Genomic DNA, 12,655 nt, shown 5'->3' on the forward strand with positions numbered 1-12,655 from the left:
GACACATATGCAGATCATGTTTCACCGAGAGTATTTTTCTCTCTGATTAAAGAACGAATCCAACCCTTTCTGGGTAATTATGACACAGTCTCTCAAGGGGGAGGAACTCTTTGTTTGAATTTCCTAAGCATTAAATTAGGCCTTTGGAGACTTTTGGTTTGCGGCCAGGCGTAAAGAGGGGCGAAGCATTTGCCGTTCAGCGTATACATAGTATTTTAACCAATAACGGCACATGCTTCGCCCCTACAATACATATTGAAATTCCTATACATAAATATTGGTTTAGACATGGAGAACGATTTATGCACAAAGTACTTAAAATGCTCTTTCTGGCACAAGTTATTACGGCCTTTATGGTATTTGCTTATACGATATCAACATCACACGCTGCTGAGGAATTAATCCCGGAAAATCCTGAAGGCACGGCAGCGACAAATGATGATGATGAATTACTCCCGGAAAACCCAGAAGAAACCGCAACAACAAATAATGAGGACACAATCCCGGAAAATGCTATAAAAGATGTAAAAAAAATACGTCCGGCAGGCATCCTTAAATCGAGGCAGGCGCGCATACGAACGCCAAAGCAAATGGAGACAGGCGAAACAACTTTACTCACGCCAGGTAAATCACCTGAAGGAGTTGAAATACCCTTTCGCCCCACCATAAATGACGCTGAATATAAAGCTGCCAAATCTGCTATTTCTGCCAAAAGTACAGATACCGATCGTCCTGAGGTAGCTCCCCCACAACCGCTTGCTCCGCCGGTTTTAAAAGGAATAAATATTGAAGGTGTTAACCAGAATGAGGCAGGAGGCTTTCGGCCGCCAGACACCCATGGGGCAGTTGGAAAGAAACACTTTGTTGAGATAACCAATTCACACCTTGATATCTATACAAAAACCGGCTCGCGTGTGAAGACCATTTCGCTTGCGAGTTTTTTCGGTTACACCTTAAAAACCATATTTGACCCGCGATGCGTGTATGATAAAACATGGAACCGGTGGATAATAACAGCTGAGGCATTTCCGGAGACTACTACCGTTCAGCGGCAACTCATTGCAGTCTCCTTAACCGATAATCCACTCGGTTCATTCTACATTTACAAAATTGATATTAATACCCGTAATAATGATGATTTTTGGGACTTTCCCCAGCTCGGTATGGATCAGGACTCAATTATCATCACGGCAAACATCTTCGGACCCACAGCCTACAGGACTACCAGAATGTTTGCCGTAGCAAAGGCTCTGCTTTACAATGGACTGGGCTTCAGTGTTCCGATATTTTCCGGTCTTAAGGGCACACTTGCGCCCCCTATTGTATTGGATCAAAATAATAAATCGTTCCTGGTTGCGGCAGTAACAAGTGGTACGACCATAACAAAATATACGCTGGAAAATTCCAGTCGCGCAAATCCTACATTAACTTCATCTACGATAACCGTACCCTCATATAGTTTACCGCCCAATGCACAACAACCGAATACCACAGCCCTGCTCGATACATCGGATAGCCGTTTCATTAATGCAAGTACCCAAAGTGGCAACTCGCTCTGGCAGGTGCACACCATAAACTCGGGCGGCCTTCCAAAGCCTAAATTTTATGAGTTCAATACTTCAACGAATACCGTTGCCCAGAGTGGTTTCTTTTCCGCATCTGCAAATTCGAACGACTGGAATGCCACGATTACAGCAAATACAACGAAAGATGTATACGTAGTATGGTCATCTACAAAACAAACTGCCACTACCCATGCCCAGGTTCGATTCTCAGGCCGGCGCTCAACCGACCCGGCCGGAGTTATACCGTCCGGTAGCGTACTGTTCCAGAGCACTACATTCTACAAACCTACAGGCACCGACCCTGAACGGTGGGGCGATTATTCAGCAGTGACGGTAGATCCGATCAATCCGTTAAAGGCGTGGATTGTTAATGAGAAGATAAACACTACCACCACATGGGGTTCCCGTATAGGTCAAATTGGCTTTTAGCAAAATCTTTTAGCAGGAGATACCGGTATAATGAAAAATATTCAACATAATCCAAATGCACAATCCGTAGCACTATTTATGGCCTTATTTAATTTCAATTGCATCAACAATGCCAGCATTACTTCTGCAAATAACGGAGCAGCAGAGGAAGAGGGAAACGGAAAATTAGTAGGCGCCGTTATGCGGGAATCGCTGTCTCCGAAGAAAAAAGATAATATACCATTCTTTTTAGAGCCTCTATCGGGTGTAAAACTTTTAATATCAACCATGGAAGGTCTGAAAGTTGCATCGGTAGTAACCGATGATAATGGCATCTACTGTGCCTCATTACCATCAGGATCTTACTGGATCGAATTAGCGCCTCTTCCTTTTGGATGGGCCAAAGACCTGCCTGCAATTGCAGTCATCTCTGAAAGAGAAGAAACCCATTTAGATATTTGCATAGACACAAACAGTACCCCTAACGAACAAACATTATCAATTGATGAGCAATGTGTCTGAAATTCAAGAGTTCTTTACGAGTATCGAGAGATGGTGATTGATTTTTGAGGTGGTTATAGCATCCAGGAGATGAAACCGGACAGGATGTGGCAAAAGTTAATCTTTGGTTGTATGTAAATGTACGGAAGCATACGGAATCCTTAAACAGGTCATTGCGAGGGCCTTGTCCGAAGCAATCCCTTGCATGTTTCAGAAGAGATTGCTTCGGATAATACCCTCGCAATGACCATTGGGCCAGCGGGGTAGTCTTTTATCAGTTGAGGATATGTTCTTCGGTTCCATACAGAGGATGCTATAGCTCATAGATATGCTGCTCTGTCGGGTAAAACTATTACGGAATTCAGGTCATATCCTTTTTCTACCTGCAGTTAGACTGCCAATTTCATGATATTTCTTAAGTCTCACATCATGTTCCAGCCTGAACCGGAGTGGTTGATTGCTTTTTCGGCATATGGCGGCAAATTCGCACCACTCGCACTTTTGATTATCTGAGGTTGGTGAAATGGGGAAAATGCCTTCACGAATATAGTGTAAAAATTCTTTTACCGTATCCCAGCATTGTTTTCCATATTCATTCCAGTCATTTGCATCAATAACCTTTTCAGGCACGCCTTTTTGCCCTTTTTTGTCCTCTCTATTCTGCGCAACATAAACGAAAGATGCCTCTTCTAACCTTATCTCGTTGCGAGCAATACGTCCCTTTTCAATCTCTTCTGAGAGCATATATTCTGTCATGATGATATAAAAAGGAATTTGCAGCTTTTGTCCCCTTACGACAGACCTCATAAGATTTTCCTTTAAGAACCTTCCGGACTTATAATCCACGATACGAAAACTTATGGTATTTTCTACCTTCTTTATATCTATACGGTCTATCTTACCTTTCCATAGTATTTTCGAAACGTTTTTGGGCAAATCATTTTTTAGATTAACCCTCATTACCTTTTCCAAATAGGCAGGAATATAACCGGTTTGCTCAATACGCTGAAGGTCCCATGTCACAAAATTTGTTAAAGAAGCAAGTATTTCCTCCTTTTCAACCTCCCAGATGATAGGATAACGAAGCGGTATCTGACGTTCTCTCTTTGTGAAATGTCCCCGGGCAATATCGTATAAAAGAACTCCGGGGTTAACGTTATTTGTCTTCGTGTTAAAATACCCCTGGTTTCGTAAGGCGCCATAAAAATCCATCAGTATGCTATGATACAGATTTCCGATGTCTATGGCCGATGCCATCTCATCTTTTTCCGGCTCTTCCACAGGTCGTAATTGTAAAACTTTTCTCATAAAGAACTGGAATGGGCAGGCACCAAATGTCTCTAGTGTTGTAGGGCTAAACCCTGAGCGTATTTGTTTGCTCCACCATTGAGATATATCACCAACAATCCCGTCATATGCTGTCAGGTAAGGGCGGTAATCATCTATAAGGTTTACCGCCAATTGTGATCGCTCATAAGAGCCAGAATTCATCCCACAAGCCCGCATAAAACAAACAGGGTCGGTTTTATCGAGAGCCATACGAATACGGACCTCTTTTGGTGTAAGCCAGGATATCTCCTGGTTGTAAAGTTTATCCCGAATACCGCGGGGAACGTAAATCTCATAGTCAGACTCTTTGGAAATATTCCTCGCTCCTGCGGTTATATCATGGATATTCTGAAGAATATCCATAAGGTAATGGGAAGGAACCCTGGGTTTTCCCGCCTCATCTGAACGCTGGTAGAGGAGATAGATTCGTTCCCTTGCCGCATTTAGCATAAGATAGAAAAGGATACGTTCCTCATCAAATCCCCGTAACTTTTCGGGAAGGTAATTCCCGAGTACCTCGGTAAGTTTCCGGCGAACATGATCCCTCAGGAACGGCTCTTCAGAAATGGCACGAGGGAAGACTTTCTCGTTGAGGCCCAATACAAATAAGGCACGAAAGGAAAGACCCCGCGCCGATAAGACATCCAGGACCTGTACCCCTCTGATATTTTCCGATCCCATAGGCAACCCCTCTTGTCTGCACGCCCTTATAAAGGTATCGATATATTGATCCAGGGTAACCTCTTCATGCAGACAGTCCAGGACTTGTATGGTATCGAACAATTCCCATATTTTCTGCATTATCAGGCAGTCTCTTCCTTCATCTTTCGAGCCTGTGCCTTCTGATGGAATACAAATATAGCTTTGAAGAATATGGGTAACCTTTTGACCCATAACTTTCCATGATGCCCTTTCAGGAAGAGAAGACAGATCGTTTGATACTATTTTCAGGATGTCTTCGAGAAGTGTAATCTGATCATGAGGGATACTGCCGTACCCTTCTATCTCCTCTTCATCGATACATCCTGTACCCTCACCTTCCCTTTCTGAAAAAGGAAATTCGTTATATTCAACATCGGGAATCCTGTTCATTTCTCCTTTATGAAAGGATGATTCAGGAAGATATTCACTCCTGGCATCCTCGCCTGATACCTCAGTAAAGACTGATTTTACCTGCTGAAGTCTCGACAACCAGCATTCAATACCGCCACGAATACCTAATCTCCTGCTCAGAATATCCCAGAGATCCGGACGCGGAGTAATCTTTTGAGAACGAGAGACAGGCATCTTGAAATAAGGCGATCTTAATAGTTCCATTACCACAGGGCGATCGTAGTTCTCCCGTTTGAGAAGAAGCATCTGCCGGATAACTTTTATCAGAGGATACCGTTCGAGAGGCCCCTGTATACTGGTTACAAACGGGATAAGGTTTTCCTGAAATAGTTTTTGAATAGTTTCTGCATAAGGCTCAAGCGATCTTGCGACGACACCGATCTCTTCCATCTTATAGCCTTCACCTGCTAACTTCAGTATCTCTTTAGCAACAACCCAAACTTCATCCCTCTTACCGGAAACGTTTATAATAGAGCATTTTCCTGCAGGAACAGCTCTTGACGGGAGATTTTCCGTCTCTTTCTCATTCTCCTTCCCGGCAAGAAGAGATGTAAGAATGGTAATCTGGTTAGGGCCTGCCTCACCATCGAAATCCCCTATTTCGGAATCAACAGAAATAGCCTCACTACTATTATCGTGGAAATCCGGTATACAGGGGAATGGAGAATTATCATCCGGAGATAACTCCTCTATATCATGCGCCAATCCGAGCACAAAGGATTCAAAAAAAGGTTTTATGGAAGAAAAGGCCGGATACTTTTTTTGATAGGGAAGAAAAAGTGTTGTGGGATGGTATCTGAATATCTCCCGGAAAAAATCCAACTCAACACCGCTAAGATCGTAAAATCCGTATGTCAGAATATGGTGAAAACCTCTCAGGAATTCAGAATCTGAAACCTGTGGAGTGGCCAGATGATAGACATTTGAATCATTGGATATGCGTAAGACCTTCAATTTCTGCTTAAACCTATCGTACAGTTGTGCAATTCCATAAAGTCTTTGCTTCTCAGCATCTCCAATAAATCCTTCCTGAATAACCTCCTTGAAATCATCAGCGCAAACATTCGCATTGATAAGATCCTGCACGACGCGGAAAAGAGTACGGGCAAGGGCGGGCAAAGACCGTGCATTCTTACAAAGGGTATCCTGGAATATACGATTTTTTAATATCCCTTCAATAAGGCATTCATACATAACAGACTGATGAATAATCCGGCCTATGTGAGTTCCTGAATATCGGCATGTTTCATGTGCGAGAACAGAGAAGTTCATAAAAGAAATATTCATGAAAGAGGCGCCCTGTTCATGAGCAAGGCATTCCTGAAGGCGGTTTACCATGATATTTGTGGGCGCTACAACGGCAAGGGGCGTCAGGGAATTATCCTTTTTCAATATTTGTATCGTATCTACAAATGATTGTTCAAGGAATGGGTGGTAAAGTCCTATCTTAACAGATAACATTACGTATCATATGCCTCAAAGGAAACAGAACGCGCACAGCCTTTTCTACGGGGAAAATATAGATATAGTATAACAGATTACAGGATACTTTTTTAATGAAATATTGTTAGACAATTTTTCATTTCATTGTATTATAATCGTGTTCCTGAATGACCATAGAGAGTGATTCTGTTTTCATGCAGAGGAAATTCAAACGTGTAGCCTCCCCCTGAATTCCCCTCATGGAGGGAGACAAGCACTGTCCCCTGCTGGGAGGGTGAAGGGCATATGTATCAATATGTATCAAGTTGTCGTTCAGTCAAGGGTGGCACAGACAAACTCCGTTTGTCAGTGTGTTATGTTCCCTATCCACGTTGGCATTTAAAGCAAGCACGGACAAACGGAGAGACGCATTATTATGCGTCTCTCCGTTTGTCCATGTTGTGTTTAACTTGTCATTTTGTCATTGCGAGGGTATTGTCCGAAGCAATCTCTTGCATAGTTGAGAAAAGATTGCTTCGGGAAAAAACCCCTCGCAATGACAAATACTCTGGAGCCTCTTATGGTAAATTATCTTGATGTATAGGAATTTCAATGTTTGTTGTAGGGGCGAAGCATTTGCTATTCAGAAAATAGACTGCATTCAAATGGAATGCCAGCAAATGCTTCGCCCCGCAACGGAATTTGAATGAAAAGAACTGCCGTTATCCTTGACGCTCCCAATGTCAAGGATTCTTCGGCTTTCTGGCTCAATCTCCGTATCAATAAAAGCGATGGTATTCATTTTTCAGATTTACCTGTATCCATAAAAATTCTAAACCGGTTTTGGATTATGCAAACGATAAATCATCAATGGTCATTGTTTCATAGAATAGATTCGTTATAATAGTACGATAATTGTGTGAAAAATGAAACTGATATTCATATTCAATAGTATAGGGGAGATTTTTGGAATGATCACGATAATAAACAGTATGAAGCGTTTTTGCCTCTGTGGAACGAAAGTCTTTTTTGTGTTGGTTCTGTTCGGCGCTTGCGCTTTGCCTGCATATACTCAGGAAAATTTGTGGAAGGAACTTAATGATAAAGCCACCTCGCTCTTACAAAAGAAGAGATATGCAGATGGAATAAAGGCGGGTGAAGAGGCATTAAAGGTAGCGAAAAATACCTTTCCTCCCGGCAATACCTGTATTGCTGATTCAATGAACTTGCTGGGAATACTTTACAGAACCTATGGCAGATATGACGAGGCCGGTCCTCTCTTTCATCAGGCACTCACTATTTACAAAGAATCGTCAGGCCCAAACCATCCCAATGTTGCTAACGTATTGCATGAGCTTGCGGAAATGTATCTCCTTCAGGATAAATATGCTGAAGCCGAACCCCTTTACAAACAGTCTCTTGTCATATATGAGAATGCGTTTGGTCCGGATCATTCCAGTGTTGTTGATGCCCTGAACAGATTGGGAGATCTTTACCAGGACCAGAAGAAATATGCTGAAGCGATACCGTTCTACAAAAGAGCCCTGGCCATCGAAGAAAAAACGCTCGGTGCAGATAATCCCGACCTTGCCTCTTCAATAAACAATCTGGCGACGCTTTATTACTATGAGGGTGACAACACTATGGCTGAGTCTCTTTATAAAAAGGCGCTTGAAATATATGAAAAGGAATATGGCAAAGATCACCCCTTAATTGCAACCATATTAGAGAAAATGGCAGAATTTTATGAGGGTACCGGAAGGAAGAACAAAGCGAAACAATTAACACAAAGGGCAAAAAAGATTTATTCAAATTATCAGAAATAAAAGTATCGACGGAAGAATTTGTTGATATTCAAAAAACAAAAGATTTCGGATTTCGGGATTCGAATTTAGAATTTAAACACTTCGACATATCGGCAAGGTTTTGTCGATATGCCGGGGCACCAGGCGTCTATCTGCCAATATCTTCATTCCAAAGCTCCGGATGCTCATTGATGAACTTCTTCATGAGTTGACAACACTCCCGGTTATTGACGACGATGGTCTGCACTCCACGGGACCGCAGGTAATCCTCCGGTCCCAGAAAAGTACGGTTCTCTCCAATAATAACCTTTGGAATTCCGTACAGCAGTACTGCACCACTGCACATATCACAAGGTGACAGTGTGGAGTACAAAGTTCCCCGACGATAATCGGATGCTTTAAGACGACCAGCATTCTCCAGACAATCCATCTCAGCGTGCAACACCGCACTCCCCTTTTGTACACGCCGGTTGTGCCCCCGGCTAACAATCCGTCCGTCAATTACCAGCACCGAGCCGATCGGAATACCGCCTTCGGTCAATCCCTTTTTCGCTTCTTCAATTGCTGCTTCAAGAAATTCGTCCATACCCTTTTCTCCATATAAGTATCTAAAATTATTGTTTGCTTTTTAGAAGAGAGACTATTTCTTCAACGGTTTTTTTAGTTACCGAATTACAATCCACGACTGATTCTTTTGTAAAAATCGTATATTCAGTTGTGTAGGTTGAGTTAAGTAAAGCGAAACCCACCAAATGGGGTTATTCATGTTCTTTAAGATGCAACCCTACAACCCCTTTATTTCCGTTTGACATGCAGAAAAGCATTATGTTACATCCATACTTTATGGATATTGCTGATATACGCAAGGCTTTTGTTAAAAACAATTCCGTTACACAAAATACGATGCTGAGCAAAGGAGAAAATAGAGTATGAACCTGTTCTGTATGTCATGGCAAAACCACCCAGCAATCTATTACGTACACTTAAGCCGAACGCTATGCATAACCGGGCACGGTGCAAGGCACTGTGGTTAGACAGCATCCTGTGAGTGCAGCAACTCGTTGAAGTATTCTATTTCCTTTGATAGGGATTTCTCTTGTGGCCTATCTTTATTCAAAATAAAATGCAGCCTGAGAAGGTCACCTATTGGAAAATCTGATTGTATCCACTCAGTCTTGTATCCCAAGAATCCATACGTTTTAAGAACGCTTTCCGCTTCCTTAGAAACTTCTCTCATCAAATTGTCCAAGGTAACGACTGTTTTTACCTTTGTCTGCTCCTCAGTGCCCAAATAGTCCTCACAGTAGAAAATTGTTATGGCCACTTTCCTGTCTTGCTGTGGCTCAAAGAGCCAGGTATATTGCCAAGGTTCACCTTGCCAGACAAGATGGAATTCGGGCTTTAATCCATCAACAAAACAGTAGCGTCCATCATAGTATGCATCAAGGTCAAGCAAGATTTCCAAGAAACCCGATAGAGGCTCACTAAGATAAGAAACTGTGAAGTCAAGTGATATATTCTCCACCATTATTCGCGCTTTTAACCATCCGGCTTTTATTGAATCTATTTTGAAGTTAAATGTATCAAGTTTGTTCTGTTTCATTATCCTTGACCTTTAGGGCTACAGCAAACTCAGTCACATTGATTAGATTGATCCTCATAATATGCGAAATACAAAGTTTTTGTCCATATACCGTGCCTCTGATATGGTAAATACTATCATGATAATCACTTCAGACACTGCCACTTGTGTTTCTTTGCGCTTGTTATCATGCCATCTTACACGGGTTGGCAAAAATCCTCTAGTTCCATTTCAAAGCCTTCTAATGGGTTATGAACCCCCTGCCGGTCAGCAATTAATGACATAGGTAGATCATTGCCTTTTTATATCGATATTGCCCAGGGGTAGATTTTAAACCTACCCCTACGGTAAATGGTAAATATGACGAATGCAACAGATAAATACTGCATTTGATGTGCAATATCAAGGAAATTTTTAGGGAATGGAGATGATGGGAAGGGAAAAGAGTGCTCAGGAGTTCAGATTTTAGTAGCAGTTAAGGTGACCTGTTAAGATATGATCCTTTTGTTATTTAATTCTCAGCATCCAAATCATCAACTATCGCCTGAAACTGGGCAAGTGCATCCTGACGATCGGTAATAATTTCACGGGCGATGATGTCAGGTTCAGGAAGATTTTCGGATGCTTCGAGGCTTTCATCTTTAAGCCAGAAGATATCGAGACTTGCCTTATCACGGTTTATGAGTTCTTCATAATCAAACGCACGCCAGCGTCCCGCCTGTGCCTTGCACGCAGACATGCCATTCCGGGCTATTTTCTGACCATGTAGTCTTTCTATTGTGACGATTTTCAGGATTGTAGCATGTAACAAATTCATCAAGGTCACTGCGTTTGAGGGGATTGGTTTTCAGAGTAAAATCTTTGTTCGTTCTAAAATCATATATCCAAAGCTTCTTTGTCCACGGTGCCTCTGATGCTGGTTTGCGGTCAAAGAAGAGCACATTTGCCTTTACGCCCTGGGCATAAAAAAGTCCTGTGGGAAGTCTGAGAAGGGTATGGACATCACACTCATGAAGCAATTTACGTCGGATTGTTTCTCCCGCGCCGCCTTCAAATAAGACATTATCAGACACAACGACAGCAGCACGGCCATGTTGTTTGAGAAGGGTCTTTACGTGCTGGACAAAATTCAGTTGCTTGTTTGAGGTCGTAGCCCAGAAGTCTTCCCTTTCAATCATCTCTTTCTCTTTATACGGCTTCCCATCAGCCCCAACGATGGTTGTACTGCTCTTTTTCCCGAAGGGAGGATTTGTCAGCACTATATCAAAATACTCTCCGGGGTGGCCTGCAAGCGAGTCTGCAACAGTTAACGGCAAATCTTCGCCATGACCAATCCCATGCAGCATCATATTCATTGCACAGAGGCGTGCTGTATTGTGAACAAGCTCCCAGCCTTTTAATGCTTTTTCATTGAGGAAACGTTTTTCGTCTTTATCCAATTGATAATGTTTTGCAAGGTAATCGTGTGAAGCGAGAAGGAAGCCGCCCGTACCACATGCCGGATCACAGATCGTCTCTTTTGGCTTCGGGGCTATCACATCAACGATAGCCGAAATCAATGGCCGGGGAGTAAAATACTGCCCTGCACCTGATTTCGTATCCTGGGCATTCTTTTCAAACAGACCTTCGTAGGCATCCCCCTTCACATCGGCGCTCATCGAAGACCAGTCTTCTTTATCGATCAAGTCGACAATCAGCCGCCGGAGTTTCGCAGGGTCTTGAAACTTATTTTGAGCCTTTCCGAATATTAACCCCAATAAACCCGTCTTTTTCCCAAGTTCTTCAAGAAGGTGACGGTAATGATCAAAAAGCGCATCACCATCCTTTTTCAGAAGACTTTGCCAGTTATATATTCTTTTGGAACCTGGCTTGGCAGGTTATAAGGGGGTTTTGACCGCTCATCAGCCATTTTAAGGAAAAGCAGATACGTAAGCTGTTCCACATAATCCCCGTAGCTCATCCCATCGTCACGGAGGACGTTACAGTAGTTCCAGAGTTTTTGAACAATTTGTGATGGGCTCATAATTCTACCTTAAATCTGAAATGGTATTTATTGTAGGGGCAGGTTTGAAACCTGCCCCTACGTGGCATGTAACACATTGTTATTGTTGGAAATTTTTCAAAAAACTAAATTGTTACTAATGCATAAGATGGCAATGCTATTTACACTACAATCTTGTTCCCTAAACTTTTCTGTCGCATATCAACAAATTCCCCTCCTTCGATTAGCGTATTAACAAATTCCCCTCCCTCGACGGGAGGGGTTAGGGGAGGGTGCCTCAATCAATGCCTTTCTTATAACATCCCATACTCCCTGCGTATTTTTCAAAACTTCATTATTCCAGAATCTTAAGACTTTAAAGCCTTGTCCTTCAAACCACCGAGTTGGCTTCCATCAACCTCCACGATAATTCTTTTCTCATAACAGACAAAATCTGCTACGTAATTACCAATAGGTTCTTGTCTTCTAAATTTAAAACCTTCTAACTGTTTTCCTCTCAAATATCTCCAGAGTCTTTTTTCTGCACTAGTAGGTCGTTTTCTGAGAATTTTAGCTCTATGCCGTAGTTCTTTTTTCAATTCTGAGTCACCCCCACCTTAATCCTCCCCCGTCGAGGGGGAGGAAATTTTGTTATCACAATCTTCCACTTTTCGCCGCGATCTTCCACCTTGTTTCCTGAAGGGCTTTAATCTTTATCCTCAACAGGAATATCTTCAGGCTGGATCCAGATAATCTTGCCATCTTTCCATGATACAACGGGATTGCCTGCTTTTTTATGTTTTAAGAGTGCCTCTTTTACAGCTTATTGTAAAGCTTCATCTATTTCACGGCCATTACTGAAAAATTCATCAATACTCTTTTTTGTTTTACTCATAATATTTCTCTCTCATCATATTCCATAAGTCAGTATGGCTTTGTTGCACAAAGC

Annotated in this window: 10 protein-coding genes and 1 pseudogene; 4 read left to right on the forward strand and 7 right to left on the reverse strand. The window is 42.3% G+C overall.

Translation table 11 applies throughout. The annotated features are described in order from the left end of the window. Nucleotides 1-302: 302 nt before the first annotated feature. Nucleotides 303-1,994 carry a hypothetical protein gene (locus tag FBQ94_RS17030; RefSeq protein WP_285442291.1) on the forward strand — a complete coding sequence of 564 codons (1,692 nt, stop codon included), beginning with the start codon at nucleotides 303-305 and terminating at the stop codon, nucleotides 1,992-1,994. 30 nt (nucleotides 1,995-2,024) lie between these two features. Next, complete coding sequence (locus FBQ94_RS17035) at nucleotides 2,025-2,495, forward strand: carboxypeptidase regulatory-like domain-containing protein (RefSeq protein ID WP_007222557.1); 471 nt, start codon at nucleotides 2,025-2,027, stop codon at nucleotides 2,493-2,495. A 345-nt stretch (nucleotides 2,496-2,840) separates the two neighbouring features. Here the strand turns inward: FBQ94_RS17035 and FBQ94_RS17040 are convergent, their stop codons facing one another. After that, entirely contained in the window at nucleotides 2,841-6,377 is a 3,537-nt protein-coding gene (locus FBQ94_RS17040) for a PD-(D/E)XK nuclease family protein (RefSeq protein WP_007222558.1), read from the reverse strand. A gap of 667 nt (nucleotides 6,378-7,044) precedes the next feature. Between FBQ94_RS17040 and FBQ94_RS17045 the strand changes: the two genes are divergently transcribed. Next, nucleotides 7,045-7,242 carry a hypothetical protein gene (locus FBQ94_RS17045; protein ID WP_007222559.1) on the forward strand — a complete coding sequence of 66 codons (198 nt, stop codon included), beginning with the start codon at nucleotides 7,045-7,047 and terminating at the stop codon, nucleotides 7,240-7,242. 67 nt (nucleotides 7,243-7,309) lie between these two features. After that, nucleotides 7,310-8,164 carry a tetratricopeptide repeat protein gene (locus tag FBQ94_RS17050; RefSeq protein WP_007222560.1) on the forward strand — a complete coding sequence of 285 codons (855 nt, stop codon included), beginning with the start codon at nucleotides 7,310-7,312 and terminating at the stop codon, nucleotides 8,162-8,164. A gap of 127 nt (nucleotides 8,165-8,291) precedes the next feature. Here the strand turns inward: FBQ94_RS17050 and FBQ94_RS17055 are convergent, their stop codons facing one another. From FBQ94_RS17055 to FBQ94_RS17605, 6 genes and pseudogenes are all read right to left on the reverse strand, one after another. Beyond that, on the reverse strand, nucleotides 8,292-8,729 hold the full coding sequence (locus FBQ94_RS17055) for a nucleoside deaminase (protein WP_007222561.1): 438 nt from the start codon (nucleotides 8,727-8,729) through the stop codon (nucleotides 8,292-8,294). A 444-nt stretch (nucleotides 8,730-9,173) separates the two neighbouring features. Then, complete coding sequence (locus tag FBQ94_RS17060; protein WP_007222562.1) at nucleotides 9,174-9,746, reverse strand: hypothetical protein; 573 nt, start codon at nucleotides 9,744-9,746, stop codon at nucleotides 9,174-9,176. A gap of 490 nt (nucleotides 9,747-10,236) precedes the next feature. Further along, a complete protein-coding gene (locus FBQ94_RS17645) occupies nucleotides 10,237-10,464 on the reverse strand; it encodes a hypothetical protein (RefSeq protein ID WP_007222563.1) in 228 nt (75 codons plus the stop codon). After that, nucleotides 10,421-11,482 carry an HsdM family class I SAM-dependent methyltransferase gene (locus FBQ94_RS17070; protein WP_007222564.1) on the reverse strand — a complete coding sequence of 354 codons (1,062 nt, stop codon included), beginning with the start codon at nucleotides 11,480-11,482 and terminating at the stop codon, nucleotides 10,421-10,423. Before FBQ94_RS17070 ends, FBQ94_RS17645 begins: the two co-directional genes overlap by 44 nt. Before the next feature lie 71 nt (nucleotides 11,483-11,553). Further along, nucleotides 11,554-11,748 (reverse strand): type I restriction-modification system subunit M N-terminal domain-containing protein, encoded by a 195-nt coding sequence (locus FBQ94_RS17650; RefSeq protein ID WP_007222565.1) that lies wholly within the window; start codon nucleotides 11,746-11,748, stop codon nucleotides 11,554-11,556. A gap of 210 nt (nucleotides 11,749-11,958) precedes the next feature. Next, a pseudogene (locus FBQ94_RS17605) lies at nucleotides 11,959-12,305 on the reverse strand (endonuclease domain-containing protein). Nucleotides 12,306-12,655 lie beyond the last annotated feature (350 nt).

Source organism: Candidatus Jettenia sp. AMX1 (genome assembly GCF_030263775.1).
In the GTDB taxonomy this organism is placed as follows: Bacteria; Planctomycetota; Brocadiia; order Brocadiales; family Brocadiaceae; genus Jettenia; species Jettenia caeni.

Excerpts from the sequence above, each read along its gene's own strand:
- FBQ94_RS17050 (WP_007222560.1), top strand. The coding sequence starts at position 7,310 with ATGATCACGATAATAAACAGTATGAAGCGTTTTTGCCTCTGTGGAACG.
- FBQ94_RS17650 (WP_007222565.1), bottom strand. The coding sequence starts at position 11,748 with ATGAGCCCATCACAAATTGTTCAAAAACTCTGGAACTACTGTAACGTC.
- FBQ94_RS17060 (WP_007222562.1), bottom strand. The coding sequence starts at position 9,746 with ATGAAACAGAACAAACTTGATACATTTAACTTCAAAATAGATTCAATA.
- FBQ94_RS17035 (WP_007222557.1), top strand. The coding sequence starts at position 2,025 with ATGAAAAATATTCAACATAATCCAAATGCACAATCCGTAGCACTATTT.
- FBQ94_RS17055 (WP_007222561.1), bottom strand. The coding sequence starts at position 8,729 with ATGGACGAATTTCTTGAAGCAGCAATTGAAGAAGCGAAAAAGGGATTG.
- FBQ94_RS17045 (WP_007222559.1), top strand. The coding sequence starts at position 7,045 with ATGAAAAGAACTGCCGTTATCCTTGACGCTCCCAATGTCAAGGATTCT.
- FBQ94_RS17040 (WP_007222558.1), bottom strand. The coding sequence starts at position 6,377 with ATGTTATCTGTTAAGATAGGACTTTACCACCCATTCCTTGAACAATCA.
- FBQ94_RS17030 (WP_285442291.1), top strand. The coding sequence starts at position 303 with ATGCACAAAGTACTTAAAATGCTCTTTCTGGCACAAGTTATTACGGCC.
- FBQ94_RS17645 (WP_007222563.1), bottom strand. The coding sequence starts at position 10,464 with ATGTCTGCGTGCAAGGCACAGGCGGGACGCTGGCGTGCGTTTGATTAT.